This is a genomic window from Shewanella subflava, from assembly GCF_025971955.1.
GTDB classification, from domain to species: domain Bacteria; phylum Pseudomonadota; class Gammaproteobacteria; order Enterobacterales; family Shewanellaceae; genus Shewanella; species Shewanella subflava.
Genome location: NZ_JAPDMX010000028.1, coordinates 442,498 through 468,779, shown reverse-complemented (window position 1 = coordinate 468,779; position 26,282 = coordinate 442,498). Strand labels below are relative to the sequence as shown.

General features: G+C 42.6%; 26 protein-coding genes. 9 read left to right on the top strand and 17 right to left on the bottom strand.

Going from position 1 to position 26,282, the window contains the following annotated elements:
- The 3 genes from OHT75_RS13800 (at window position 1) to OHT75_RS13790 (ending at window position 3,617) form a co-directional block, all read left to right on the top strand.
- Window positions 1-684 carry a response regulator transcription factor gene (locus OHT75_RS13800; protein WP_264727538.1) on the top strand — a complete coding sequence of 228 codons (684 nt, stop codon included), beginning with the start codon at window positions 1-3 and terminating at the stop codon, window positions 682-684.
- Window positions 684-2,027 carry an ATP-binding protein gene (locus tag OHT75_RS13795; protein WP_264727536.1) on the top strand — a complete coding sequence of 448 codons (1,344 nt, stop codon included), beginning with the start codon at window positions 684-686 and terminating at the stop codon, window positions 2,025-2,027. The genes OHT75_RS13800 and OHT75_RS13795 overlap by 1 nt, the downstream gene beginning before the upstream one ends.
- Before the next feature lie 75 nt (window positions 2,028-2,102).
- A complete protein-coding gene (locus OHT75_RS13790; RefSeq protein ID WP_264727534.1) occupies window positions 2,103-3,617 on the top strand; it encodes a DUF3300 domain-containing protein in 1,515 nt (504 codons plus the stop codon).
- A 66-nt stretch (window positions 3,618-3,683) separates the two neighbouring features.
- Here OHT75_RS13790 and OHT75_RS13785 read toward each other — a convergent pair whose 3' ends face one another.
- The 4 genes from OHT75_RS13785 to OHT75_RS13770 form a co-directional block, all read right to left on the bottom strand.
- Window positions 3,684-4,229 carry a YaeQ family protein gene (locus OHT75_RS13785; RefSeq protein ID WP_264727532.1) on the bottom strand — a complete coding sequence of 182 codons (546 nt, stop codon included), beginning with the start codon at window positions 4,227-4,229 and terminating at the stop codon, window positions 3,684-3,686.
- A 71-nt stretch (window positions 4,230-4,300) separates the two neighbouring features.
- Window positions 4,301-5,212: a precorrin-2 dehydrogenase/sirohydrochlorin ferrochelatase family protein gene (locus tag OHT75_RS13780; RefSeq protein ID WP_264727530.1), complete on the bottom strand. Its 912-nt coding sequence runs from the start codon at window positions 5,210-5,212 to the stop codon at window positions 4,301-4,303.
- On the bottom strand, window positions 5,213-5,572 hold the full coding sequence (locus OHT75_RS13775; protein ID WP_264727528.1) for a rhodanese-like domain-containing protein: 360 nt from the start codon (window positions 5,570-5,572) through the stop codon (window positions 5,213-5,215).
- 52 nt (window positions 5,573-5,624) lie between these two features.
- Window positions 5,625-5,942 (bottom strand): putative signal transducing protein, encoded by a 318-nt coding sequence (locus OHT75_RS13770; protein WP_264727526.1) that lies wholly within the window; start codon window positions 5,940-5,942, stop codon window positions 5,625-5,627.
- 291 nt (window positions 5,943-6,233) lie between these two features.
- Between OHT75_RS13770 and OHT75_RS13765 the strand changes: the two genes are divergently transcribed.
- The gene (locus tag OHT75_RS13765; RefSeq protein ID WP_264727524.1) at window positions 6,234-6,689 is read left to right on the top strand and encodes a hypothetical protein; all 456 of its coding nucleotides are present in this window, start codon (window positions 6,234-6,236) and stop codon (window positions 6,687-6,689) included.
- A gap of 329 nt (window positions 6,690-7,018) precedes the next feature.
- Here OHT75_RS13765 and secF read toward each other — a convergent pair whose 3' ends face one another.
- The 6 genes from secF to OHT75_RS13735 form a co-directional block, all read right to left on the bottom strand.
- Complete coding sequence (gene secF, locus OHT75_RS13760) at window positions 7,019-7,966, bottom strand: protein translocase subunit SecF (RefSeq protein ID WP_264727522.1); 948 nt, start codon at window positions 7,964-7,966, stop codon at window positions 7,019-7,021.
- A 14-nt stretch (window positions 7,967-7,980) separates the two neighbouring features.
- The gene (gene secD / locus OHT75_RS13755) at window positions 7,981-9,831 is read right to left on the bottom strand and encodes a protein translocase subunit SecD (protein WP_264727520.1); all 1,851 of its coding nucleotides are present in this window, start codon (window positions 9,829-9,831) and stop codon (window positions 7,981-7,983) included.
- Between the two features lie 17 nt (window positions 9,832-9,848).
- Window positions 9,849-10,181: a preprotein translocase subunit YajC gene (gene yajC / locus OHT75_RS13750; protein WP_188841037.1), complete on the bottom strand. Its 333-nt coding sequence runs from the start codon at window positions 10,179-10,181 to the stop codon at window positions 9,849-9,851.
- A 61-nt stretch (window positions 10,182-10,242) separates the two neighbouring features.
- Window positions 10,243-11,376, bottom strand: coding sequence for a tRNA guanosine(34) transglycosylase Tgt (tgt, locus tag OHT75_RS13745; RefSeq protein WP_264727517.1), 1,134 nt, complete (start codon window positions 11,374-11,376; stop codon window positions 10,243-10,245).
- Window positions 11,377-11,532: 156 nt separating this feature from the next.
- Window positions 11,533-12,585, bottom strand: a complete 1,053-nt coding sequence (queA, locus tag OHT75_RS13740) for a tRNA preQ1(34) S-adenosylmethionine ribosyltransferase-isomerase QueA (RefSeq protein ID WP_264727516.1) — start codon at window positions 12,583-12,585, stop codon at window positions 11,533-11,535.
- A 73-nt stretch (window positions 12,586-12,658) separates the two neighbouring features.
- Window positions 12,659-12,889, bottom strand: a complete 231-nt coding sequence (locus OHT75_RS13735; RefSeq protein WP_264727514.1) for a hypothetical protein — start codon at window positions 12,887-12,889, stop codon at window positions 12,659-12,661.
- 204 nt (window positions 12,890-13,093) lie between these two features.
- On the opposite strand from OHT75_RS13735, the gene OHT75_RS13730 reads away from it, so the two are divergent.
- The 3 genes from OHT75_RS13730 (at window position 13,094) to OHT75_RS13720 (ending at window position 14,986) form a co-directional block, all read left to right on the top strand.
- The gene (locus OHT75_RS13730) at window positions 13,094-13,696 is read left to right on the top strand and encodes an acyl carrier protein phosphodiesterase (protein ID WP_264727512.1); all 603 of its coding nucleotides are present in this window, start codon (window positions 13,094-13,096) and stop codon (window positions 13,694-13,696) included.
- Between the two features lie 25 nt (window positions 13,697-13,721).
- Window positions 13,722-14,264 (top strand): protein disulfide oxidoreductase, encoded by a 543-nt coding sequence (locus tag OHT75_RS13725; RefSeq protein WP_264727510.1) that lies wholly within the window; start codon window positions 13,722-13,724, stop codon window positions 14,262-14,264.
- Between the two features lie 68 nt (window positions 14,265-14,332).
- Window positions 14,333-14,986, top strand: coding sequence for a pseudouridine synthase (locus OHT75_RS13720; protein ID WP_264727508.1), 654 nt, complete (start codon window positions 14,333-14,335; stop codon window positions 14,984-14,986).
- Between the two features lie 141 nt (window positions 14,987-15,127).
- Here the strand turns inward: OHT75_RS13720 and sstT are convergent, their stop codons facing one another.
- From sstT to OHT75_RS13685, 7 genes are all read right to left on the bottom strand, one after another.
- On the bottom strand, window positions 15,128-16,354 hold the full coding sequence (sstT, locus tag OHT75_RS13715; protein WP_264727506.1) for a serine/threonine transporter SstT: 1,227 nt from the start codon (window positions 16,352-16,354) through the stop codon (window positions 15,128-15,130).
- A 344-nt stretch (window positions 16,355-16,698) separates the two neighbouring features.
- The gene (locus tag OHT75_RS13710) at window positions 16,699-17,598 is read right to left on the bottom strand and encodes a chemotaxis protein (protein ID WP_264727504.1); all 900 of its coding nucleotides are present in this window, start codon (window positions 17,596-17,598) and stop codon (window positions 16,699-16,701) included.
- A gap of 102 nt (window positions 17,599-17,700) precedes the next feature.
- Window positions 17,701-19,248: a phospholipase D family protein gene (locus tag OHT75_RS13705; RefSeq protein ID WP_264727501.1), complete on the bottom strand. Its 1,548-nt coding sequence runs from the start codon at window positions 19,246-19,248 to the stop codon at window positions 17,701-17,703.
- A gap of 23 nt (window positions 19,249-19,271) precedes the next feature.
- Window positions 19,272-19,751 (bottom strand): dual specificity protein phosphatase family protein, encoded by a 480-nt coding sequence (locus tag OHT75_RS13700; RefSeq protein WP_264727499.1) that lies wholly within the window; start codon window positions 19,749-19,751, stop codon window positions 19,272-19,274.
- Between the two features lie 11 nt (window positions 19,752-19,762).
- The gene (locus OHT75_RS13695) at window positions 19,763-21,037 is read right to left on the bottom strand and encodes a DEAD/DEAH box helicase (RefSeq protein WP_264727497.1); all 1,275 of its coding nucleotides are present in this window, start codon (window positions 21,035-21,037) and stop codon (window positions 19,763-19,765) included.
- A gap of 154 nt (window positions 21,038-21,191) precedes the next feature.
- Window positions 21,192-21,731 carry a methylated-DNA--[protein]-cysteine S-methyltransferase gene (locus tag OHT75_RS13690; protein WP_264727496.1) on the bottom strand — a complete coding sequence of 180 codons (540 nt, stop codon included), beginning with the start codon at window positions 21,729-21,731 and terminating at the stop codon, window positions 21,192-21,194.
- Between the two features lie 29 nt (window positions 21,732-21,760).
- The gene (locus OHT75_RS13685; protein WP_264727494.1) at window positions 21,761-23,308 is read right to left on the bottom strand and encodes an AlkA N-terminal domain-containing protein; all 1,548 of its coding nucleotides are present in this window, start codon (window positions 23,306-23,308) and stop codon (window positions 21,761-21,763) included.
- A gap of 199 nt (window positions 23,309-23,507) precedes the next feature.
- On the opposite strand from OHT75_RS13685, the gene OHT75_RS13680 reads away from it, so the two are divergent.
- Window positions 23,508-25,337, top strand: coding sequence for an ABC transporter ATP-binding protein (locus OHT75_RS13680; RefSeq protein WP_264727492.1), 1,830 nt, complete (start codon window positions 23,508-23,510; stop codon window positions 25,335-25,337).
- Between the two features lie 74 nt (window positions 25,338-25,411).
- Window positions 25,412-26,275, top strand: a complete 864-nt coding sequence (rfbA, locus tag OHT75_RS13675) for a glucose-1-phosphate thymidylyltransferase RfbA (protein ID WP_264727783.1) — start codon at window positions 25,412-25,414, stop codon at window positions 26,273-26,275.
- Window positions 26,276-26,282 lie beyond the last annotated feature (7 nt).

Here is a 26,282-nt window from a genome sequence, read left to right as displayed (position 1 = left end):
ATGCGCATACTGATTGTTGAAGATGACTTAAGTTTACAAGCTAACCTTGCCCAACATTTACAGCAAGCACATTACAGTGTTGATGTTGCATCCGATGGTGAGGATGGACTTTTTCAAGCACAAGAAACCTTATTTGATGCCGCCATTATTGATGTCGGTTTACCTAAAATAGATGGTATTAGTTTAATTGAACAACTGCGCCAACAAGGAATAAGCTATCCAATTTTAATTTTGACCGCCCGTGATGGTTGGCAGGATAAAGTCAAAGGCTTAGATGCTGGAGCCGATGATTATTTAACTAAGCCTTTTCAAGTTGAAGAGCTATCTGCCCGCTTAAATGCCTTGATACGCCGCTCTGCAGGGCAAGCGAGTCCCGTTATCAATAACGGGCCTTTACAGTTAAACACCCGCACCCTTGCGGTCAGTTTGCATCAGCAGCCTATTACCTTAAGCAGCTCAGAATTTAAATTATTCGAATATTTGATGATGCACCAAAATGCAGTGATCTCTAAATCCACATTAATTGAGCATATATACGATCAAGATTTCGACCTAGATTCGAATGTCATTGAAGTGTTTATTCGTCGTTTACGTAAAAAGCTAGACCCCGATAACCAATATCAATTAATTGAAACGTTACGCGGTCAGGGCTATCGCTTGCGGTCTCTTGCAGACAACACATAATGACAGGCAAACATTGGCATCATTCATTAAAAGCCCGATTTGTGGTCAGTGGTTTGTTACTGATTGTGGTGTTATTACCTGCTATTGGTTTTACGGTAAATAAAGCCTTTGAACGACAAATTGCCCTGTCGATAGAAAACCAACTTAATGCTTATATGTACAGTGTATTGGCGGTTGCTGAAGTCGATAACGGTGATATCAATATGCCGCCGCATCTGGTGGAAAATCAATTTAACGTTATAGGTTCGGGTTTATACGCGCTGATCAGTGATCAACAACATAAAACCGTATGGTCATCGGGCTCTTTTTTTGGCCTTAACACCCCGACACTGCGCCAACCGTTAGTGGGTGAAAGCCAGTTTTATCGCGTAAAAATCGATAAGGTAAAGCATGTGGTTTTTAGCTTTACCGTCAGTTTTTCGCATCAAAAACAACTTATTCCGCTAACACTGCATATCATTAAAGATGAATCCGATTACCAAATCCAAGCAAACGAGTTTAATCATACCCTGTGGGTATGGATAGGTATTTTGATGTTGGTGTTAATCATTATTCAAGTAGTGTGGTTAGCCTGGACACTTAAACCGTTAAGCCAGTTCAGCAATGAAATCACTTTAGTTGAGCAAGGAAAACTGGCCGAATTAAGCCAGTCATACCCCAGCGAATTATCTATTTTAGCCAAACAGCTAAATACCCTACTGCACACAGAAAAACAACAGCGCAATCGTTATCGCAATGCGCTTTCCGATCTCGCCCACAGTTTAAAAACCCCACTGGCGGTAATCAAATCACAGCCACAACTTACCCAAGATAGCCATGAGCAACTGGATCATATTAATCACATTATTGGCTATCAACTGAAAAAGGCGCAAAGTGTTGCAGGTAATGCCTGGCATTTGGGTATTAATGTTGATGATATCGCCACTAAGCTTATTCGCACCCTGACGAAAATCTATCATAGCAGCCATAAAGATATTGATTACCAGCAAACGCTTTACCAAAATCAAGCCGCTATTTTTAAGGGTGACAGCGCCGACTTAAGCGAAATGATGGGTAACCTACTTGATAACGCCTGTAAAGCTGCCAAACATCAGGTGCTGTTAAGCATAGAAACCACAGCAAGCGAATTAATTATCACGGTAGAAGATGATGGCCCAGGCTTAAGCGCCGCACAGCAAGCCTTAATTTTTGAGCGCGGCGCAAGGGCGGATACCTACCAACAAGGGCATGGTATCGGGTTAGCGATTGTCAGTGATTTGGTCAACAGCTATCAGGGAAAATTAACCGTAAGTGATTCCGCACAACTAAAAGGGGCAAAATTTAGCCTTAGCTTTACTCGATAAGCCTCTGGCTTTCAGCTTATGTTCATTTTCAGTTTTGTATTATCAACCTAACTTAGCAAAAGTGTTGGAGATGATATGAAACAAACTCACTTTTTACCGTCATTACTATTACGCACATGTGCTGTGATGTTTGTTGCTAGCATAGCCTTTTCACCCACCCATGTTTATGCGCAAACATCGGAACACCAGCAGATTGCACAATCTGATGAACAACTATCAGAAGCTGAACTGGCACAAACGCTGGCGCCGATTGCGTTATACCCTGACAGTTTGTTAACCCATATTCTGATTGCATCTACCTACCCATTAGAGCTGGTGCAAGCTAATCGTTGGGTAAAGAAGCAGTCCAATGTGGATGTTGAAACCAGAATGCAACTGGCTGAACAACAGTCATGGGATCCGAGTGTCATTGCCTTAACGGCATTTCCCACTGTGTTAGAAAAACTCAATGATGATTTAGAATGGACCCAAAACCTCGGTGATGCTTTTTTGCAAGATGAGGAAACTGTATTGGCTATGGTACAAACTCTGCGCCGACAAGCGGATGAAGCCAACAGCTTTGATGATATGGACAATATGAAAGTCACCAAAGTTGAAAAACAAATCATTATTGAACCGGCTAAGCCTGAAGTGATTTATGTGCCTTATTACGATACCCGCGTGGTTTATGGTAATTGGTATTGGCGCGCGTATCCGCCAGTGTATTGGTATACTCGCCCAGTTTACGCTTATCACCGCCCAATCTACTGGGGGCCAAGCGTTTATATTAACTTTAATTATTTCTTTGGTTCAGTGCATTGGTCACACCGCAAAGTGGTGGTAATAAATCATCGCCATAGCCATTATTACAAACCCTCGTATAAAATTGCATACAGTAGTGGTGCCAAGCGTTGGAAACATCAACCGTCACATCGTCATGGTGTTGCATACCGCAGCAATGTAGTCAGTAAACGTTATGATTCACCACAGCGTTACCAACATCATCAGCTGGCGAAAAGTAATCGCAGAGATCTGCATCAACAGCCGCGCCTAAACAACAGTCAAGCTATCCATAAAATAGATAAATCGGCACAGCAAAGAGTGAATCAATCGTTACAAAATGGCGCTAAGCCACGCCAGTTTGATGGCAACAAATCGGTTAACAAAGACAATCGACTCAATCAGCCATCACGGGATAAAATTGCCAGTAATGATCGCGTAAAAGCCATCAACAACTCAAAATGGGATAGACAAGAGCGTGTCAAAGATCAATTAAAAGATCATCAATCGCCAGTGCAAAATAAAAACTATGATCGGGCAGCACAACTGCAAAAAAACCAAGTTATTACGCCGCGTCAACAGCCCAAAATGTCAGTGGATAAGTCACGACAAAATGCTGACCATATTGGGTATACGCAACCGAGTATTCATAAACCCGTTTATGGGCAATCTAGTTACCAAGCAAAGCAATCATCAAGGAAAGACACTCACAGGCAGATTAACAGTGCAAAACAAGTCAATAATGTTCGCCAGTCGATGGCAAGAACACCGCCTACAAGGCAGTCAAGCCATCAAGGTAATGTGAATAAATCAAGAGGAATTGAAAGATAGCAGATAAAATAAAACAAGGTTAACGAGCTAGCATAAACAATCGCTCGTTAACCGACAGTAAGATGGCTAACAGAATGACTGTAACACCTCTGGCTCAACCAACACGCTGGTGTCCGCATTGGATAACCACACCTGACCTTCATTAATATTAACTTGGATCATCATATTACGCCCCACAAATCCCGCTAACTGTTCAACAGCTTGTTCAGGAATATTGACCACTTTGAGGTTTTTAAAGCGGCTTAATAGCGACTGGTTTTGCTGCCACCAAATCGGCACACTGCGACCACCATAGGTATATAAAATCACCTGTTTGGCTCTGCCGCTGGCTTTACGAAGCCATTTTTCATCCGCTTGGCCAAACTCTACCCATAAATTGACCACACCAGACAAATCAACGTCCCACAACTCTGCCTCATCATCAACACACAGGCCTTTACTGAACTGCAATGTTTCACTGGCATTTAATGCAAATGCTAATAAACGCACCATCATCCGCGTATCTGTTTCAGAAGGATGCTGTGCAATCGTTAACGGATGCTCGGCATAATAATGCCTGTCCATGTCGGCAATCTGTAAGTTAACTTTATAAACGGTAGATTTAAGGGCCATATTGAGTCCACAAAAGAAAAAACCGAGTAAACTCGGTTATTAAAGATAGCAGTATCATAAAAGAAATTAGCTTAAATTGCGCCAGGCCTTAAATGTTTTGCCATCGGAAAATGTGCTTTAAGCTGAGTAATTTTTTCAGCGGCTGCAACCAGTAGCATTCTATCACCAAGTTCAAACTGCTTTGAAATGACACTTAATGGCGGTAGTGACTCACGCGAAGCATCACGCCTTAATAATTCATTGGTTTGCTCATCCAGTGCATTTTCGCTAAACACCACATCCAATTTTTGCAGCAAGGGCATAACCGCAATAGGTAACATGCCTGCGGGGGTATTTTCATCAAGCAATAAAATTTCTCCCCGACTGGCGTAACTATCAAAAGCCTGCTGATAATGTGACTCAGTTGCAGCATCAAATCTATCTTGGTTTAAATTAAAAAATCGTTCCCAAAATAACCGTCTGTCTTTACCATTTGTCAGTTTTAACTGCACCTCTTCACGCTTAGTCGCCACGTAATCAAACAAGGGCGCTAGAGAGTTTGGCAGCAAAGTTTCAAGGCGTGAGCGAATAGTACGGGCAAATACCGGTGCGGCGCCTGCTGTGCTGATGGCCACCACTAATCGACCTCTATCAACGATAGATGGCGTGATGAAACGACAAAATTTAGGATTATCGACCACATTAACCCAAATACCATTTTGCTTTGCGATAACGGCTAAATCTGTATTGAGGGTTTCGTTGGCGGTGGCTAAATAAATTAGGTCATAACAGGTCATATCGGCAACCGAGACATCTCGTCGTGACAGCTTTATTCTGCCTTTATTAGCATAAGCTTCAACATCTGCAGCGACTTGCGGCGCAATAACATGAATATTGGCATCCGTGCGGGCTAACAAATCAAGCTTGCGACTTGCGACCTCACCTGCACCAACGATGAGAACAAAAAGTTCTTTAGTATCTACAAATAACGGAAAGTATTGCACTTAATCTTGTACCACAGGAAATTGATGTTGAACCCAGGATTTAAAACCACCCACTAACGACCCGACATGGGTATATCCCATCAGCTGAATATTATGCGCAGCAAGGGATGAACGATGTCCGCCACCACAATAGAGTAATAAGGGGGTCGCCTTATCCGGAAAACGCGTTTCAATGTCACGTTCGATGATCCCTTTACCTAAATGCTTAGCATTAGGAAGATGGCCTTGGAGCCATTCATGATCTTCGCGAACATCAATTAACACCCAGCTGTCGTCAGCTTGAAATTGTTCAATTGTGATATGGGTAACATTGTCATGAATTGAATCAACAAGTTGAACAAATGCGGAAGTTGGTTGCATAGCAACTCCTTAAAATAGATAAATGTATCTGGCTCTCACAATGGCATAGTTACTAATTATGTGATTCGCTTCGTGGTGAACTACACTGCCAGCATAATTCAAAACTGGCTTCGTTTTGTTCATGGCATTGAACACATTGCCATTGAGGCTGCTCGACATCTAAACTGGCCAACAGTGCTTGTGCTTCATTTAACTGTTCAGGGGCAATCCAAAGCTCAACGGTCTGCATATCAACGGGTAACTCCCCCACTCCGCCCATTAAGGCTTCACCTCTTAAATCAACATCGATACCGCTGGTTTCTAGCAGGCCTTTCCAAGTGTGGGCTTGAAGTAAATTCCCACCTGTTAACAAGACTTTGCGTTGTTCCATTATTATTATCCTAGCGTGTTATTTAAGGTGAAATGCCGCTTAAGTCTTTATCACTTTAGCAAATTTTTATTCATCCTACTGCGAAAGTTATTTGCTGTCGAGTTGATAACTGTGCCATGGTTAACAATTAGACAACAACAGCGAATACCGTTATAAATTATATTCATCACAGTCAAATCTGCTTAATACTGAGAGGTAAAACTTATTAGCACTTAACACCCTAACCAAATGGGTGTTAATTGAATATGGTTAAACAGTTTCTCTTATACACCCCTACTTCGAGGTTATTGAATGACGCAACCGCAAAAGGATGAAAAAAAAACCATCAACTCATCACCGGTTATAGTCGATATTCGTCAAGATGACCTGATTATAAAACTCCTCGGAAGGCTCCCTGCATCATTAGCCCAAACATATACTGATGAGCAACTGCACGGCATTAAAAGTGCCCTTGGCCCCAACACTTGGGGTGGCCACTTTATTGATAACAGGGGTACGTTTAAGTTTCCCTTTATCAAATGGCGTTTTTATTATGTGTTTCTGTTAGGCAAAAACAAACGTGCTTATACTCGCACAGAAAAGAAAATGTCAGTGGCCATGCTGATGCTCAGTATCACAGCGGTCATATTGGCAGGAATATTGATGGGGTTGTTGTCACTGTATATCTTAAAGTCAGCATTAGGTGTCGACCTATTCCCAGACACATCATTAGGGATATGGGATCAAGTGAAAGATTGGTTTGGTTAAACCTCATGATTAACCAGTAAAAGATCCACCTTCTGAAGAAGGTGGCTTTGATACCACTCCTTAAAAGACGCTTTCCTACCGTGCGTTAACAAGACGCCGTAAATATATCTCTATAGGCTCAACTATATCATCCCTGATTTAGAAGCTTGTACCGCACCATTAGATTAGCAAAGCTCACGTATCACTTGAGTTAATCAGCTATTGAACATACTTCAGGCAAAGCCTAATTGATGATAACCACCTACTGAAGTAGGAGGTGGTTTAGGGCAGAAAATAAAAACGCCACGTTAGCAGGCTAAAGTGGCGTTTTATTAGAAAAATATGATCGATTAAGGCATCATCGGTGGCTGATCAGCCCCTTCTTTTTCAATTTCAACCGGCAACATGTGTTCACGGTTAATACCCAATTTAATGGCAAGATAACTTGCAACATAGATGGATGAGTAAGTACCCACCATAATACCGCATAGCAATGCCGTTGCGAAACCGTGGATCATAGTGCCGCCTTTCAAGAACAGAGCGACAACCACAATTAACGTTGTACCTGTAGTAATTACAGTACGACTCATGGTTTGTGTAATTGACTGGTTAACGATGTCTTCTGGGGTGCCTTTACGCATCTTGAGGAAGTTTTCTCGAATACGGTCATATACCACAATAGTATCGTTAAGTGAGTAACCAACAACAGTTAACAAGCCCGCTAATACCGTTAAGTCAAATTCAAGTTGTAGAATTGAAAATAAACCTAATGTAACAATAACGTCATGGGCTAGTGCCGCAACAGAACCCGCTGCTAAACGCCATTCAAATCGGAAAGACACATAAATCAAGATACAGATTAATGCGACGATTACCGCTAAACCACCTTGCTCAGCAAGCTGTTTACCCACTTGAGGTCCAACAAACTCAACGCGCTTTTGAATGGCATTTTGATCCATTGATTTAACAACGGTCATAATTCCCATCGCTTGCAGGTCACTTTTGATGTTTTCACGAACTGGCAATCGAAACAACACATCAGTACTAGAACCAAAGTTCTGTACTAACGCACCTTCTGTTTCGACTGAGGTTAACTTGCTGCGCAGCTCATTTAAGTCTACAGGGCTAGAAAACTCAACTTCAACAACTGTTCCCCCGGTAAAGTCTAAGCCCCAGTTAATGCCTTTGGTTCCCAAAGAAACAAAAGACGCAATAACTAATATCACAGAAAAGAAGCTTATCACTCCAGCATGACGCAGGAAGTTAACACTGTTTTTTACTGAAAATAATTGAAACATGTTCGGATACTTCCTTATATTGACAACTTTTTAAGACGTTTACCGCCCCAAATCGCATTTACAATTGAACGAGTACCCACAATGGCTGTAAACATCGATGTTGCAATACCTATCATTAAGGTCACCGCAAAACCTTTTACAGCCCCCGTACCCACAGCAAACAAAATTAACGCTGTCATAAAGGTAGTAATGTTCGCATCTGCAATGGTTGAAAACGCATTGGCATAGCCTTCATGAATTGCCTGTTGAACACTGCGTCCAGCCAGTAACTCTTCACGAATGCGTTCATAAATAAGCACGTTACCATCCACCGCCATACCGACCGTTAATACCATGCCCGCAATACCAGGAAGGGTTAATACAGCCCCTGGGATCATTGACATCACTCCAACAATCATGACCAAATTGGCTAACAATGCCAAATTAGCAATAAAGCCGAAAGCACGATAATAAATAAGCATAAACACTAAAACGATGGCTAAACCAAAAATCATAGCTTGTAAGCCGTTTTCAATGTTTTCCGCACCTAGGCTAGGACCAATAGTACGTTCTTCAACAATCGTTACCGGCGCAATCAACGCACCCGCACGTAGCAACAAAGCTAGGCTTTGCGCTTCTTTATGCTCAAGACCAGTAATGACAAAGTTACGCCCTAAACGTGCTTGAATCGTAGCAACTGAAATGACTTCTTCAATCTTAGTCATTTTCACCGTGCCATCTGGATTACGTAAACCGCTATCCTTATATTCGATAAACAAAGTCGCCATTGGCTTACCAATGTTGTCTTTGGTGACGTTAGAGAAAATTGAACCACCTTTAGCATCAAGGTTAATGGCAACCTGTGGACGGCTATATTCGTCAAAAGTCGGCTGTGCGCCAGTGATATGATCACCGGTTAACATCACCTGTTTTTGCAGCACGGCAATGCCACCGCCACGACGTTGATAGACTTCTGATGCCGCTGAGACTCTGCCATTTGCAGCCGCTTCAGGGTCAGCTTTATCATCCACCATGCGGAATTCAATTGACGCCGTGGCGCCTAAAATTTCTTTCGCACGAGCAGTGTCTTGCACACCTGGTAATTCAACAATAATGCGCTCAGCGCCTTGACGTTGAACAACAGGTTCTGCAACACCTAACTCGTTTACACGGTTACGAATAGTGGTGATGTTTTGTTGTAATGCTTCTTCTTTTACTTGCTTGATATAAGCTTCGCTCATATCGGCTAGTAAGAAGAAGTTGCCATCACGACTGCCATCAGAAAACACCATGTCATTACTTTTGGTTTTCAAAAAGCGTTCAGCTACGCCAACCGTTTCAGCATCACGAAACTTAATTTCGATGCCTTTAGCGGTTTTGCGAATACCAGCATAACGAATTTTCTCTTCACGCAGTTGGCTACGAAAATCAGCAATTTTTGCTTCTTCCATTTTACGCAGGGCTTCGCCCATATCCACTTCCATTAAGAAGTGAACACCACCACGTAAATCAAGACCAAGCTTCATAGGTGAACCACCTAGAGACTCAAGCCACTGTGGTGTTGCTGGCGCTAAGTTCAATGCAACTGTGTAGTTGTTACCCAGCACCTCAGCAATGGCCTCTTTGGCCAATAGCTGTTGTTCTGGATTATTAACACGCACCAACAACTGACCATTTTCAAGCTCAGAGCGCTTTACCGCTATGCCTTTGCTTTCCAGTAAGTCTGTTACTGTTGATTGTGTGGAAACGGTAACTTCAGCACCGCGGGTTGCCACAACTTGAACGGCATGGTCTTCACCAAAAAGGTTCGGAGTAGCATAAAAAGCGCCAATGGCGATAATAATTATCACCATCAGGTTTTTCCACATAGGGTATTTATTTAACACTCTGACGCCCTCTTGGCTTATAGCGACGCAATAGAACCTTTAGGTAATACTGCCGCAATATAATCCTTTTTAATGGTGATTTGATTGTTGTCATTAATGGCTAATAACACGTAATCATTCTCGTCGCTGATTTTGGTAACTTTACCCAAAATACCACCGCTTGTGAGCACTTCATCACCTTTCGAAATTGAAGACATCAGGTTTTTATGTTCTTTAACACGCTTAGATTGCGGACGGAAAATCATGAAATAAAAGATTAAACCGAACATGACTAGCATGAACACTAATTCCATTGTACCGCCACCTTGTGGAGCGCCCGCTGCGTTTGCATATGCATTTGAAATAAACATAGTTCTCTCTTCTTATAAATAAACAATTAAATGAACAATAATAAGTCTAACCAAACTGTAATTAGTCTTTTAGTTCAGGGACTTCTGGAACTTCACGTCCCAAACTCGTGTAGAAGTCCTTAACAAAGGCGTCTAATGTACCTGTCTGAATCGCACCACGCAAACCTTCCATCAACATTTGATAGTAACGTAAGTTATGAATGGTGTTTAAACGCGCACCTAAAATCTCATTACAACGATCTAAGTGATACAAATAGGCACGTGAATAGTTTTTACAGGTGTAACAATCACACTTGGCATCCAGTGTTGACGTGTCATCACGATGACGCGCATTACGGATTTTAATCACCCCTTCGCTGGTAAACAAATGACCATTACGGGCATTTCGCGTCGGCATAACGCAGTCAAACATGTCAACACCACGGCGAACACCTTCCACTAAATCTTCTGGTTTACCGACCCCCATTAAATAGCGCGGCTTATCTTCAGGTAACTGCGGACAAACGTGCTCAAGAATGCGGTGCATATCTTCTTTGGGCTCACCAACCGCTAATCCACCAACGGCATAACCGTCAAAACCAATTTCGGTTAGCCCTGCAATCGATTCATCGCGTAAGTCTTCATAAACCCCACCTTGGATAATACCAAACAGTGAATTGGGGTTTTCTAAGCGGTCGAACTCATCACGTGAACGTTTAGCCCAACGTAAAGACATCTGCATCGACTTACGCGCTTCATCATGTGTTGCAGGATAAGGCGTACATTCATCAAAAATCATCACCACATCACTGCCCAGTGAATCTTGAATTTGCATCGACTTTTCAGGGTCTAAGAAAATCTTTTCACCATTTATAGGTGAGCGAAAATGCACACCTTCTTCAGTGATTTTACGAATATCACCTAAACTGAACACTTGGAACCCGCCAGAATCAGTTAAAATGGGACGTTGCCAATTCATAAAATCATGCAAATCACCGTGCTTGCGCATGATTTCTTCGCCAGGACGTAACCATAAATGGAACGTGTTACCTAAAAGAATATCAGCACCGGTTGCGCGCACTTCTTCGGGCGTCATTCCCTTTACCGTACCGTAAGTTCCCACAGGCATAAATGCTGGGGTTTCAACGGTACCGCGTTCAAAGACTAAACGACCACGACGGGCGCGGCCGTCAGTTGTATCTAATTCAAATTTCATAAATCACCTTGCCAGATAAACAGTCTGACTCGTTGTTGTTTCATTAGTAATGAGGGCAAATGTGAGCAGTTCAAGTGTTGAACACGCATATTGCCAAAAAATGCGTTAAAAAAGCCCACATATCAGTGGGCGCTTATTTTAAATCATATTTTGCTTTTAGGGGGCTTTTTTCGTCACAAACATCGCATCGCCATAGCTAAAAAAGCGATATTTTTGCGCAATCGCGTGATGATAGGCTTGCATAACCTCGTCATAACCCGCAAAAGCACTCAGCAACATGATTAATGTTGACTCGGGCAGATGGAAATTAGTGACCATGGCATCGACAACTTTGAAGGTAAAACCTGGGTAGATGAAGATATCAGTATCACCACAAAACGCCGTTAATGGATTATCTCCACAGGCTTTGGCGGCACTTTCTAACGAGCGAACCGAGGTGGTACCAACAGCAATAACACGATTACCGGCTGCTTTAGTTTGGCCAATTAAATCAACCACATCCTGTGGCACATCGGCCCACTCTGAGTGCATTTTATGCTCAAGCACATTATCAACACGCACTGGCTGAAAAGTGCCTGCACCTACGTGCAATGTCACAAACGCAATATTAACGCCTTTGTCTTTTAACGCTGCCAACATCGCATCATCAAAATGCAAACCTGCCGTTGGTGCAGCTACCGCGCCTGGTTTTTGGTTGTAAACGGTTTGATAACGTTCTTTATCGGCGTCTTCATCAGGACGGTCAATGTATGGCGGCAGTGGCATATGGCCAATTTGCTCTAACACCTCAAGAATGGTGAGTTCCGATAATAACTCAAGCTCAAAAAGGGCATCGTGACGGGCAACCATTTTCATTTGATAGCTGCTACCAGACCCAGAGTCTAAATCAATCAAGCTATCAACTTTCGGCGATTTGGAACTGCGAACATGGGCGAGAATACGTTTATCATCCAGCATACGCTCGACTAAAATCTCTAGCTTACCGCCAGTTGCTTTTTGGCCAAATAAACGTGCTGGGATCACTCGGGTATTGTTAAATACCATCAAGTCGCCAGGGTTGATCATTTGCAGTAAATCAGTGAATTTTTTGTCTGTTAAGGCACCATTGTGGCCATCAAGAGTAAGTAAACGCGATGCATTGCGTTGCGCCGTTGGGTAACGGGCAATCAATTCATCTGGAAGCTCAAACGAAAAGTCGGTGACGCGCATAATGGGATCTCAACAAGTCTAAAAAACGGCCGCTAGTCTATGGCTACCGTGAATGAAGATCAAGTTAAGACGATCATTTTATTAGGTTAATCTTAGATGTGTTATTACTCGCAGCACTATCAGGCTCATTGGACTCATTTTTAACGCTTTGGTGGTCATCAGTATTCGCCGTTTCCAAAGCTGTGCTGGCGTTTTTAAAATCATCCAGCGTAAAACTGTGAGATTGATAGCGTAAATCGACATTGACTTTATTGCGCACAGGCGCAGGTTTACGACCTATAATTTTGTTCAGCCAGTTTTTCATCTTCCATGATCCTAAAAACAAACGTTACTCAGAGTGAATTGGGTTGTGACTAATTGCTTATGTCGTTATCTTGGGCCTTATTTGTGCTGTATTTTGCTTGTCTATGATACAGTTAGCAAACGTAATGATTGCTTTACTGACAAATACCCTTTTATTTTTAGTTGTTATCATACTGTAAAATCCTTAAAAAAGAAGCATAAAATCATGAACTTTCTTGCACATCTTCACCTTGCTGATATCAGTGGCACACACTTAACGGCAAATCTTGCTGGTGATTTCGCCAAAGGCAGCATAATTGACCACCCTAAACACCTACAGCAGGGCATTTGGTTGCATAGACAAATAGATGTAGTGACCGACAGCCATGAAATTATTATCGATTTATTAAAGCAATTTCCCAAATCGTCCCGCAGAGTCGCGCCAATTTTAATTGATTTAGCCTTTGATCATTATTTAGCTTATTACTGGGAAGAGTATCATCATCAATCGCTGCAAGATTTCACTCAAAAAGCCTATCAATGCATGCAAACGACTCAACAGCTACCCGAAAAACTACAACACATCATTCCCAAAATTGTGCAACAGGATTGGTTAAGCAGTTATCAATCTAAACAAGGATTAAATCAAGCGATTACCGGTATTAGTCAGCGACTGTCTAAACCCGAACTGTTCAACAGTGCCATTAAAGATGTCGACAAACTTTATATCGATATCGAAATTGCTTTTCGTACCTTTTATCCGCAGCTTATGGCTTATAGCCGCATTTATAGCAGAAAGACACCAGCTGAATATTTAGACTCAATATAAGACGATGAAAAAAATGGCCGATAACATGACCTTGCACCAACGAATTAACAGCCGCGCTTTTTGGATAAAGCAAATTCGCGATCTGTGCATTTTGTTGATTGTTCTTTTTACGATAGCCAGCTATTTACAGCGCGATATGATAGATGGGCAGGCGCCAGCGCTCTCAGGCATAACCATTGAACAACAGTCATTTGATCTTGCAAGCTCGACAAAACCGACATTGGTGTATTTTTGGGGAACTTGGTGCCCAGCCTGCAAAGTCACCTCACCAATGGTTAACAGCATTGCATCATCTAATGACTATCAAGTTATTGCAATTGCGGTGGCATCGGGAAGTGATCAAGATATCATCCAATTCATGCTCGAAAATGACTTGCAGTTTAAGGTGATTAACGAAACAAATCTAACCTTAGCAGCGCAGCAAAAAAGTCCTTCACAACAATGGGGAGCCAATGCTTTTCCCGCCATTTATATTTTGGATAATCAACAACAAATTCGCTTCGTTACATCAGGCATTACCACCCAATGGGGGCTCACATTACGATTATGGTTAAGCACTTTTTTGTGATTATTTATCGACAATTTTGCTAAACTCGCCCAATCAATCATCCGTGTTAATTTCTGCTGAGTAAGCCAATGCATATTTTTACCTACCAACCGCCTAGCATTCCTTGGTTAGATATTCGACATGTAGACAAAGACATTATCGTCATCAATAAACCGTCGGGATTATTATCCAATCCAGGACGAGCGTCAGAAACCCATGACTGCGCGATTAACCGCGTGATTGAGCGTTATCCCGATGCCATTTTAGTACACAGATTAGATTGTGATACTTCAGGAATTTTAATTTTTGCCCGCAACAAAAAAGCCGAATCACACTTAAAAACCCAATTTCAAAACCGTGAAGCGAGAAAAGTCTATATCGCCGAAGTTTCTGGTCATGTATCCCCGCCTTCAGGACAAATTGATTTAGCCCTAGGACCAATAGCTGATAAGCCGCCTTTTCAGCAAGTTAGCACACAGGGGAAAGCGGCGATAACCGATTACCAGGTGCTCAAACTTCGTGATAACAGCACCTTGATTGAACTCCGCCCTCACACAGGTAGAACACATCAGTTACGGGTTCACATGCTGGCCTTAGGTCACCCCATTCTAGGTGATACTTTTTACGCCGATAAAGCAGCGATTAACGCCAGCCCAAGATTAAAGCTGCACGCTAAATCGTTATCGATTATTCACCCATATAAACTGACACCAATGACCTTTGTCAGCCCAGAGCATTTCTAATGCCATTAATCACAGTAAAAAAAGCGGTCAGAAATAGCGCAGAATAAAAAATGCCGTCACTTTGAGGTGCCGGCATTTTTTAATTTATTAATAGTTTAACGGGGTTAATGTTGAGCTTAGCTCCCTACCCCACAAAATGATTTATGCAGATTTAGCTTTATTCTCAGCAGCTTCACATGCGGCAGCCGTAAAGACCACGTCTGTTGAACTGTTCAGAGCGGTTTCAGCAGAGTCTTGAATAACCCCAATGATAAAGCCCACTGCAACCACTTGCATGGCCACATCATTTGAAATACCAAATAAACTACAGGCCAATGGGATAAGCAATAATGAGCCACCCGCTACACCAGAAGCACCACAAGCCGATACAGCAGCAACCACGCTTAATAAAATCGCTGTCATAAAGTCAACTTGAATCCCTAAGGTATGCGCCGCGGCCAAGGTTAATACGGTGATAGTGATCGCCGCCCCGCCCATGTTAACCGTTGCTCCCAAAGGGATAGATACTGAATAGGTGTCTTTATGCAGCTTTAACTCTTCACATAACGCCATGTTAACGGGAATGTTAGCGGCACTTGAACGGGTAAAAAATGCCGTCACGCCGCTTTCTCGTAAACACCTTAAAACTAATGGATACGGATTACGTTTAATTTTGATGTAAACAATCAATGGGTTTATCACAAGCGCAATAAATAGCATTGCACCGACTAATACCAATAATAACTGAGCGTAACCGGCCAACGCGGCAAAACCTGTTGTCGCAAACGTGGCGGCAACCAAACCAAAGATACCAATAGGCGCAAGGCGAATAACAAAACGCACCATGCTCGACACCGCATCACTGACATCAGCTAGCATTTTCTTAGTCGAATCACTGGCATGATGCATCGCAATCCCCAAGCCGACACCCCAAGCTAAAATACCAATGTAGTTGCCGGTCATTAAGGCATTGACTGGGTTATCAACCACTTTAAACAATAAAGTATTCAATACTTCACCAATCCCCTGCGGTGGATTGGAACCTTCAACCCCCGTGGCGAGTAATAATGTGGTTGGGAACATAAAACTAAAAATAACAGCGGTAATCGCTGCTGCAAGAGTGCCGAGTAAATACAACACAATGATAGGACGCATATTAGTGTGACTATCTTTCTTCTGATTCGCGATAGAAGATGCAACGAGTACAAAGACTAAAATCGGCGCAATAGCTTTTAATGCACCAACGAATAAATCACCTAAAAAAGCAACTTGCCCAGCTGCCGATGTTGAAACAGATGCGAGGATCACCCCTAAAATAATCCCGCCAATAATTTGTAGCACTAGGCTACCGTTCACAATGCGCGCAAACAGCGATGTGTTTTGATTCATGACTTAACCTTCAAATTTATTTTATTATTTTTTATCTGTTATTCAGATATAGAGGTTGTATATCAGGATGCTATGGGCAAAGTCTAGCAAAGGCTGATATTTAAACTGAAAATTACGCAAAATTTGCAAGCTGACCACATTTATTAAACATGCAAAGGGATAACCGCTCAGTTAGACGGCAACATGTTCAGTTAAAAACTGACCTAAACGAAAGTCATTGAAGTGATAACAATCAGCAATTGAAGTCATTAAAAAGGGTTGTTGAATTGACAAAAGCAGAGGCAATCCACCTCCCAAAACCGCAGATGAATATAGAATAAAACAGCATAAAATAGGCAATAGCACTATTTGGCTAAGAATTGAGCACCGCGAAGCATTGCCTCAATTAACTCTTTAGCATCAAACTTGGTTAACGCTTCATTGGCACCGACTTGCTTTGCCTGACTTAAGCTAATCTCACTTGAAAGTGAGGTATGCAAAATGATATATGCCTTGGCAATTTCAGGGTTGTCTTTAACTTCAAATGACAACTCATATCCGTCTAAGCCTGGCATTTCAATATCGCTTACTAATAGGTCAACAGGTTTGCGCGCTTTTGCAGCCTCAACCATCATCATTAATGCTTCATGGCCATTAGAAGTCACTTCATAAGGAATATTGATCGAATCAAGGGCATCGGATAATTGTTTACGGGCAACTTTAGAGTCATCGACGATTAAAATCCGCAGTGGTTTGAGTTTCTCACGTTGTACGTCGGTCAAAATAGCGCGGTTAACGGTAGGATCGTTGGGGAATATTTTAGATAACAGCAACTCAACGTCGAGCAACTGCACCAAGCGACCATCAAAACGAGTCACTCCGGTTAAGTAGGCACTTTTACCTAAACTACTTGATGGCGGCTCAATATCGCGCCAATTACATTCAATGATTTTATCGATAGCACGAACCACAAAGCCAATGACCATGCGCTGACAATCGGTGATAATGATAAAACATTTGTTCAACTCACTTTGTTCAATCGGCCTAAAACCAATTGCCGCAGCCATATCAATCACCGGAATAGTGCCACCACGCACAGTCGCAGCGCCCATAATACTCGGATGAGAATTGGGTATTTTCGTTAATGCAGTAAAAGGCACCAGCTCACGGATTTTCAATGTACCAAGCGCAAATAATTGACTCTGATTCAAATGAAACAAGAGTAGCCCTTGAGATTGACTGGCTTTACTGCCCTTTGATGCCATCGAGTATCCTCACTGAAAATTAAATAATCACCTGCGGTAAATATAGCAGTAAATCTTGAACATTATTGTGCAACCGCTTCAAATAAAGATAAAAAATTCAGGTTACAACTGTGATTCAACGGGTAACCATGAAAGTGTATTGGCGATAACACGTTGCCACCAGTGGCTATCAGGCTCTGTGGTCAAATAAGTTTGAGTTTGTAAATCGAGCCATTGGATCTGGTCTTCTTTTTTGATGACTTGATACGCTTTGACATTTAACTTCATGAAAACATCTTCAGCAATCTGCGTTGCCAGCGGTTGTTGCTCAACCATCACGCCCATTTCAGTATTCAGCCAAGCCGAACGTGGGTCAAAATTAAATGAGCCAACAAACATCATTTTACGGTCAATAATAAAGAGTTTTGCATGCAAACTACTGCGTGAGCTACCTTGCCATTGGCTTTGTGAGTGCTCTTTTTGCCCAGGCGATGATTTCATTTCGTAAATTTCCACGCCACCATCAATTAATCTTTCGCGATAATTGATGTATCCCGCATGCACTGCAAGCACATCTGTTGCGGCTAACGAATTAGTAATGATTGATACTTTCACTCCGTTTTTTACCGCATTAATTAACGCATCAGCACCAGCATCTGTTGGAACAAAATAAGGTGAAATCAATATTAATTCATCGTGGGTTCGATTAAAAAATGTCGATAAGTCATCGAGTAATAATATTTGATTTACTTGCGTGTTTAATTTATTGGGCGGGTCATAAAACAACTCAGTAGCAGACCAAAACCATTCAATTTGATTGTTTATCATACGCGCTAATAATTGCGACTGTATTAGCCTTAACAAATAGGGGTGGTCTTTTACGGACAACTCGTATTCAGCTAACTTTGCCATCGCTTGTGTTATCTCTGCCTCATCAGCCGCTTTGTCTAGCAACTGCTCTATCGGTTGCACTTGCGATGCATTCCAATACAAATCAAACTGCGTTGACACTTCAGGCACAACCTGGCCGATAAGTAACATATCAAAATCGCCAAACTCCACACTGTGATCAGCAGAGTAATACTCATCACCAATATTACGTCCACCAACAATCGACACTAGGCCGTCAACTGTAAAAGACTTATTGTGCATTCGATGATTTAAGCGGCTAAAGTTTTGCGCAAAAGACAAGGTGCGAAACTGACGTTCAAGATCAGGATTAAATATACGAACGCTGATATTGGGATGTTGTACCAACTGCGCTAACACGCGATCTTTACCCTTGGTGGTCATGTCATCAAGTAGTAAACGAACCCGAACACCGCGTTCAGCTGCGCGATACAAATATAATGTCAGCAGCTTACCCGTTTCATCATTATGGTAGAGGTAATACTGTAAATCGATCGACACTCGCGCCGCTTCAATTAACGCTAAACGGGCGACAAAGGCATCGACACCATCACCTAGCGGATACACACCCGTTTGATGATTAATTTGTGGAAGCGTGACGAGATATTGAGCAAGAGGGGAATCCTCTGGTGGTGCTAATTGATATTCCAGAGGAGCGGTGGGATACACATGATAAGAAGCACACCCCACCAGCGCAATCAATGCCAGCCAACTTAAAACACAATAACCAATAAATTGACTCAGTATTCCGCTAGTTAGCATCCTTGCCCCTCAGTGTTTCACACTTAATTTGAAGCCGCTTGTAAACGGTAAAGTACATCGTATACAAACTGATCCCAGCCTTCAGCATCAAAGGCTAAACCACTGGCATTACGCACCTGACTAACGGCATGCACAGGGGCTGCGCCGTTTTCCATTAAGTAATATGCCATCATTAACTCAGTACGGTTGATACCCGAGCGGCAATGTAATAAAACGGCTTTATTTTGCGCTTCAGCTTGGCGGATGAAATCCAACACTCTTGGCATTATTTCAGCGCAGATGTCGACATCGCTTTCAACTGGCGGAATATTATCCGGCAAGTTGAATATCTGGTGGTCAATGCCCAAATCAGCCATTTGTTGTGTATCACACATAGCACCATCATTAAGTGAAGCTATCGCACCGAATCCGGCGGCTTTAATTTCTGCTAAATCCCATGCATCTCTATTGGGACCACTGCGTCCTGCAAGTTGCCCATCAATCAACCAAAAAACTTGTTTCATATACCTACTACTTAATCTGGTTTTGTTGACCAAATTTCGACATTGACAGGCGGAAGCTTTTTACGCTTCTTTTTACCTGTACCTGCGGGTTTGGCCATTGGTTTAACGATTTGCGCACTCAATGGCATTGCTTCATCAGCCTCAAAGCCTGCAACTTGCTCACGCTCAAGACGGATCTTGTTCTTTTTCTCAATCACTGAGAAATGATGATAATCATCATGACATAACAAACTGATTGCCAAACCGACTTCACCCGCGCGGCCACTTCGACCGATACGATGCATATAATCAGCAGGACTTCTTGGTAAATCAAAATTAATCACCACGGGTAACTTTTCAATATCAATACCACGTGACGCAATATCGGTGGCAATTAATACATCAATTTCAGACGATTTAAAAGCCTCTAATACACGATTTCTTGCACCTTGTGCCTTATCGCCATGAAACACCTCTGCATTAATGCCTCTTTTAGCCAGTTTTTGGGCTAAATGTTCACAGGTATTTTTCGCATTGACGAAAATCAGCGCTTGTCGCCAATGGTTTTGATGAATTAAATGGGCCAATAATGCGGTTTTATTTTCACGATTTACGGTAAAAACACGCTGCACTAAAGTGCTGGCCTCGGCACTTTGCATTTGAATTTCAAGAGGATTTGTCAATAACGCCGAAGCTAACGCTTGCACATCTTCAGGAAACGTTGCTGAAAACAGCAAGGTTTGCTTTTTCTTTGGCATTAATTCAAGTACTTGATTTAACTCATCGGTAAAACCAAGGCTTAACATACGATCAGCTTCATCCAACACTAAATGCGACACTTTATTTAACTTAAGCGCATTTGACGATATTAAATCTAACAATCGACCTGGTGTGGCAACAACCACATCGGCACCACCCCGTAATGCTAACATTTGAGTATTAACCGACACGCCACCAAATACAGCTACGGTTTTTATCAATCCGTTTAAATGGCTAGAATAAGACTGAAAACTATCAGCAACCTGCTTAGCCAACTCGCGAGTAGGCACTAGCACTAAACAACTCACGTTGTTTTGTTTAGCAGTACCGCGCTGGGTATTCACACTTAAATGTTGAATGATGGGTAACGCAAACGCTGCCGTTTTACCTGAACCGGTATTCGCCCCCGCTAGCACATCTTTACCTTGTAATAAGGCTGGAATAGTGGCTGCCTGCACAGGCGTGGCAGTGATGTAATTCAGCTCGGTAAGCCTTGCCAGTAAAGGCGCCGACAAACCAAAATCAGTAAAAGTAGCCGCTTGGGTCATGTATCAATTCAGTCAATTAAAATAAAGGGATAATTTTACCTTAATTTGTCACTAAAGTCTGAAAAAAATCACTCAACCAAATGGCGTTTTATTAGCCTCTAGCCTCTAGCCTCTAGCCTCTAGCCTCTAGCCTCTAGCCTCTAGCCTCTAGCCTCTAGCCTCTAGCCTCTAGCGCCAGTAAAAACTGTTTCATCTCTAAGCCATAGGCATAACCGGTTAATTTACCATTTTTACCTATCACTCGATGACACGGCACAATTATCGCTATCGGGTTTGCCCCATTCGCTGCGCCAACGGCCCTAACCGCTTTGGGCCGATGAATGCGATTAGCAATATCACCATAGCTACAAACTTCACCAAAATGCAGCTGCGCTAATGCTTGCCATACTTGATGTTGAAACACTGTGCCTTTGGGCGCTAATGCCAATTCAAATGCTTGCCGCTGACCAGAGAAATATTCGCTTAGTTGCCGATGAACGGCATTAATATGCTGCTGTGCAACAACTTTACTCTCTTCAGGGCATGGCGAAGTTGTTAGTTCATTTACGGCACACACCTCAACTTGCTCTGATTGATGGTTAAGATCCACAACCGTTAAATGGGTTAAGCCCATAGCCGATGCCTGTAACGACAATAGCCCAACGGGACTAGTAAGTTGAGCTTCTAAAACAGGTGGCTGATATTCATTTCTCATATTAATTTCCTTCATTAACCTGTTAAGCCTTAGGTGTTTGCCCACAGTTGGAATGTTAAATAGCTGCCCCATGGGGCAATTTGCTGGGCGATGTCATCAGCTAACTCGCCATATTGTTTTGCAGTATCAAGCGTGACCCCATATTTCTGACAATAGGCTTTCAAGCGATTTTTGATCACTAAATCGCCTGATAAAAACAGGTTCGGGTCACTTTGACCACGCATTTGCGCATAGGCCACGGTCCAAGGGCCAATGCCTTTTACGTTTAACCAGTCAACGGGAACAGATTGTGGGTTATCCGCCACAAACTGACCTAGTGCATTCAATGCCAGCTTTCGCGCACCTGGCATTTTCAACTCATCTAAACTGGCTGAAGCAATCGTCTGAGGTGTTGGAAATAACCGGTATGCTTGCTGATTAATCACCATTAATTCACCATAATGTGCCACCAGCGTATTGAGTAATTTGGTTGCTTGAACCACACTCACCTGCTGGCCGAGTACAGCACGACATGCTGCCTCAAACACAGAAAAGGTCGCCGGTATGCGTAAGCCTGTTTTTATACTTGAATCACTAAGCAAGTTTTGTCGCGCAGTGTTATTTAACAGCAGCACCTTAACCTGTTGCAGTTGATGCTCTATGGTCGCCATATCAGCATCAAGATCGAGCAGCTTACGCACAGCATTGACGACATTTGCCAAATAACGGCTATCAGCTGGACGAACAAAACTGACACTTAATTCAAACTGCGCTTTACTGTCGATATGTTTAAGCTCAAAGATGCCTTGCACGCCATCCAAGTCAAAGCTGCGACCATAAGTATGATCCCTTAGCCACTCCATTTGGCTGACTTGCCTTAAATGATAAAAATCATACATAGCCTGCCAATTAAGTGGTGGCCGGTAACTTAACGTTAAGGTAATAGGCAAGTTAACCGAGCCAGCAGCAAACTGACGGGCTGAGCCAGAATCATTTTGTAGTGGGTTGACTGATTTTCTTAATGCGCTTGGGGTTAATAACAATGCATCTTTAAAGGCATCATTAAAACTGCGAACGCTATTAAATCCAGCCGCGAAGGCGACTTCAGTGATAGGCATAATGGTTTGATGCAGCAGTTTTTTAGCAAACATCACTTGTTGATATATTGCATAGCGCTTGGGAGATGTGCCCAGATATTGATTAAACAACTTCACCAGATAACGGCTACTGATCCCTAATTTTTCAGACAGCTGCTCAACACTTAAGGCGTTATCCCCCGCCATTGCGCCTGCATCAATCAACTTAACGGCGCGTTGCAATGTCGTTTGAGTCCCCATCCAAGCATAGGAATGCGGCGCACTGTCGGGGCGGCAACGTAAACACGGTCTAAGCCCATGATTAGCCGCTTTGATACTGGTATCAAAATAGCGCACGTTTTTTTCATGGGGCGGCGATGCTGGACAAATTGAGCGGCAATAAATCCCCGTAGTAAACACTCCAGTGAAAAACTGCCCATCAAATCGTGCATCTCGGCTGAGCCTCGCTTGGCGGCAAACTTCGGCCAATAAGGCGCAATCATGTTCAGGTAATCTAGCCACAGCAATTCCAACACAGGTGATATTGACGAATACTTTACGATAGCCCGTTTAGAAGCACTAGCGAAAATCGGAACTCAAGGTGAACCCTGCGATAGGCATTATGTTGCAAATTAGCATTTACTCAAGATCAAAGATAAACAAGTGCCAGCAGTTCAGGTATCCTAAGGATGAATTTTTTGATGAATAATTAGAGCCCTGCATGTTTAACTTTTTTGAATCATTGGTAAAACCTTTACCGCCTGAAGAACCCACCCAACCACCAAAAGGCCTGTATGCTTTTTGCCGTCATTACACCAAAGGGTTTGGGGCACCACTGATCATCATGTCAATTCTGACCGCATTATTAGCCATGTTAGAAGTGTCATTATTTGGTTTTATGGGGCAACTTGTCGATTGGCTAGTCACAAAAAATCCTGACACCTTGTGGCAAGAAGAAGGTGACACCTTAATTACCATGTCAGTCATTGTGTTAGTGATCATTCCCGTATTGGTATGGTTACATGCTTCAATTGTGTATCAAACCCTACTGGGTAACTACCCAATGGCCATTCGTTGGATGGCACACCGCTATTTACTTAAACAAAGCATGTCTTTTTATCAGGATGATTTTGCCGGCCGCGTGGCGACCAAGGTGATGCAAACCGCATTAGCAGTGCGTGAAACCGTAATGAAGCTGTTAGATGTATTAATGTACATTCTCATTTACTTCACCTCTATGCTGGTGATGATCGCCAGCGCCGATGTGCGTTTAATGCTGCCGATGCTCATTTGGCTAGTAGCTTATGTCGCCATTCAATGGAAACTGGTCCCCAAGCTTAAAGCCATATCCGCTGAACAAGCCGATGCGCGTTCCACCATGACAGGGCGAATCGTCGACAGCTACACCAATATTTCAACGGTAAAATTATTCTCCCATACCAAACAAGAAGCCGATTATGCTCAGGCCAGTATGATGACCTTCTTAAAAACCGTGTATGGCCAAATGCGCTTAGTCACCGTAATTAATGTTTCGGTGCAAATCATCAACTATATTTTGGCGTTTACCATTGCAGCTGTGTCAATTTGGCTGTGGGCCGATGATGCTATTACTGTCGGTGCCATTGCCATTGCGGTCAGCTTGGCACTGAGATTAAATGGCATGTCGCAGTGGATCATGTGGGAAATTAGCTCGTTATTCGAAAATATCGGCACTGTGACCGATGGTATGAATACCTTATCAAAACCCATTTTGATTGAAGATAAACCGCAGGCAAAACCTTTGGTGGTAAGCAAAGGTCAAATTGATTTTAATCAAGTCAGCTTTCATTACGGTGAGCAAAAAGGCGTGATTGAAGGCTTAGATTTACAGATAAAAGCTGGCGAAAAAGTCGGCTTAGTCGGTCGTTCTGGCGCGGGGAAATCCACCCTAGTAAATCTATTGATGCGTTTTCATGATGTTGAAAAAGGTGAAATTCTCATTGATCATCAAGGGTTAAAAGAGGTTACCCAAGACTCGCTTCGCGCCCATATTGGCATGGTGACTCAAGATACCTCACTGCTACATCGCTCAATTCGTGAAAATATTCTTTATGGCGATCCTACGGCTTCAGAAGAGCAACTACAGGCGGCTATTCAACAAGCGCAAGCCAGCGAATTTATTGATAGATTAACCGATCCCCATGGTAATCAGGGCTTGGATGCACAAGTGGGTGAACGAGGCGTAAAACTTTCAGGCGGCCAGCGTCAACGCATCGCCATTGCACGAGTATTACTTAAAAACGCTCCAATTTTGATTTTAGATGAAGCGACATCAGCACTCGACTCAGAAGTAGAAGCCGCTATTCAAGAGTCATTATATGAGCTAATGCAAGGCAAAACGGTCATTGCTATTGCGCATCGATTATCAACTATTGCTGCCATGGACCGTTTGATCGTGCTAGATGAAGGCAAAATTATTGAGCAAGGAAGCCATCAGGAATTAATCGCGTCAGGCGGTATTTATAGCCAGTTATGGGCGCACCAAACCGGTGGGTTCTTGGGTATTGACTAAGTAAAGGCCAAGACAGAATGCTAGAATCTAGAATCTGGCATTTAGCACCCATCCAATTTTTACATCGAGGTTTTATGAAAGGTATTGTGTTAGCTGGCGGTTCAGGTACACGGTTATATCCTCTAACACGAAGTGTCTCTAAACAGCTGTTGCCAGTTTATGACAAACCTATGATTTACTACCCTATTTCAACCCTGATGTTGGCGGGTATTCGTGACATTTTAATTATTACAACCCTTGATGATAGCGACAACTTTAAACGTTTACTGGGCGACGGTAGTGATTTTGGCGTGCGCTTATCTTACGCAGTACAGCCTGCACCAGAGGGAATTGCTCAAGCACTAATTATCGCCGAGGATTTTATCGGCAAGTCCAAAGTGTGCTTAGTCCTGGGAGATAATATATTTTATGGCCAATCTTTTAGCCTAATGCTACAGCAAGCGAAGCAGCAAGACGGCGCCACAATATTTGCCTATCAAGTGAATGCGCCAGAGCGATTTGGTGTAGTGGAGTTTGATAGCCAGTTAAATGTGCTTTCTGTTGAAGAAAAACCTGCCAAGCCAAAATCTAATTACGCGGTAACTGGACTGTATTTTTTTGATCATCAAGCAGTACAATTTGCCAAACAATTAGCCCCCTCTGCCCGTGGCGAATTAGAAATCAGTGATGTCATTAGCGATTACCTTCATCAAGGGCTATTACATTTATCATTATTAGGACGCGGCTTTGCATGGCTTGATACCGGAACTCATGAAAGTTTGCATCAAGCCTCTTCATTTGTACAAACGATTGAAACGGTTCAAGGTTTAAAAGTTGCCTGCTTAGAAGAAATTGCCTGGCGAAACAAATGGCTAACAAACGATGACGTATTACGCATCGCTAAACCGTTGCTTAAAAATGAATACGGGCAATATTTAGTAAGATTACTTGCCAATTGATAATGGC

Coding starts and splice junctions, on each gene's coding strand:
- OHT75_RS13800 (WP_264727538.1), top strand. CDS start 1: ATGCGCATACTGATTGTTGAAGATGACTTAAGTTTACAAGCTAACCTT.
- OHT75_RS13795 (WP_264727536.1), top strand. CDS start 684: ATGACAGGCAAACATTGGCATCATTCATTAAAAGCCCGATTTGTGGTC.
- OHT75_RS13790 (WP_264727534.1), top strand. CDS start 2,103: ATGAAACAAACTCACTTTTTACCGTCATTACTATTACGCACATGTGCT.
- OHT75_RS13785 (WP_264727532.1), bottom strand. CDS start 4,229: ATGGCCCTTAAATCTACCGTTTATAAAGTTAACTTACAGATTGCCGAC.
- OHT75_RS13775 (WP_264727528.1), bottom strand. CDS start 5,572: ATGCAACCAACTTCCGCATTTGTTCAACTTGTTGATTCAATTCATGAC.
- OHT75_RS13770 (WP_264727526.1), bottom strand. CDS start 5,942: ATGGAACAACGCAAAGTCTTGTTAACAGGTGGGAATTTACTTCAAGCC.
- OHT75_RS13765 (WP_264727524.1), top strand. CDS start 6,234: ATGACGCAACCGCAAAAGGATGAAAAAAAAACCATCAACTCATCACCG.
- secF (WP_264727522.1), bottom strand. CDS start 7,966: ATGTTTCAATTATTTTCAGTAAAAAACAGTGTTAACTTCCTGCGTCAT.
- yajC (WP_188841037.1), bottom strand. CDS start 10,181: ATGTTTATTTCAAATGCATATGCAAACGCAGCGGGCGCTCCACAAGGT.
- tgt (WP_264727517.1), bottom strand. CDS start 11,376: ATGAAATTTGAATTAGATACAACTGACGGCCGCGCCCGTCGTGGTCGT.
- queA (WP_264727516.1), bottom strand. CDS start 12,585: ATGCGCGTCACCGACTTTTCGTTTGAGCTTCCAGATGAATTGATTGCC.
- OHT75_RS13735 (WP_264727514.1), bottom strand. CDS start 12,889: ATGAAAAACTGGCTGAACAAAATTATAGGTCGTAAACCTGCGCCTGTG.
- OHT75_RS13730 (WP_264727512.1), top strand. CDS start 13,094: ATGAACTTTCTTGCACATCTTCACCTTGCTGATATCAGTGGCACACAC.
- OHT75_RS13725 (WP_264727510.1), top strand. CDS start 13,722: ATGACCTTGCACCAACGAATTAACAGCCGCGCTTTTTGGATAAAGCAA.
- OHT75_RS13720 (WP_264727508.1), top strand. CDS start 14,333: ATGCATATTTTTACCTACCAACCGCCTAGCATTCCTTGGTTAGATATT.
- sstT (WP_264727506.1), bottom strand. CDS start 16,354: ATGAATCAAAACACATCGCTGTTTGCGCGCATTGTGAACGGTAGCCTA.
- OHT75_RS13710 (WP_264727504.1), bottom strand. CDS start 17,598: ATGGCATCAAAGGGCAGTAAAGCCAGTCAATCTCAAGGGCTACTCTTG.
- OHT75_RS13705 (WP_264727501.1), bottom strand. CDS start 19,248: ATGCTAACTAGCGGAATACTGAGTCAATTTATTGGTTATTGTGTTTTA.
- OHT75_RS13700 (WP_264727499.1), bottom strand. CDS start 19,751: ATGAAACAAGTTTTTTGGTTGATTGATGGGCAACTTGCAGGACGCAGT.
- OHT75_RS13695 (WP_264727497.1), bottom strand. CDS start 21,037: ATGACCCAAGCGGCTACTTTTACTGATTTTGGTTTGTCGGCGCCTTTA.
- OHT75_RS13690 (WP_264727496.1), bottom strand. CDS start 21,731: ATGAGAAATGAATATCAGCCACCTGTTTTAGAAGCTCAACTTACTAGT.
- OHT75_RS13680 (WP_264727492.1), top strand. CDS start 23,508: ATGTTTAACTTTTTTGAATCATTGGTAAAACCTTTACCGCCTGAAGAA.
- rfbA (WP_264727783.1), top strand. CDS start 25,412: ATGAAAGGTATTGTGTTAGCTGGCGGTTCAGGTACACGGTTATATCCT.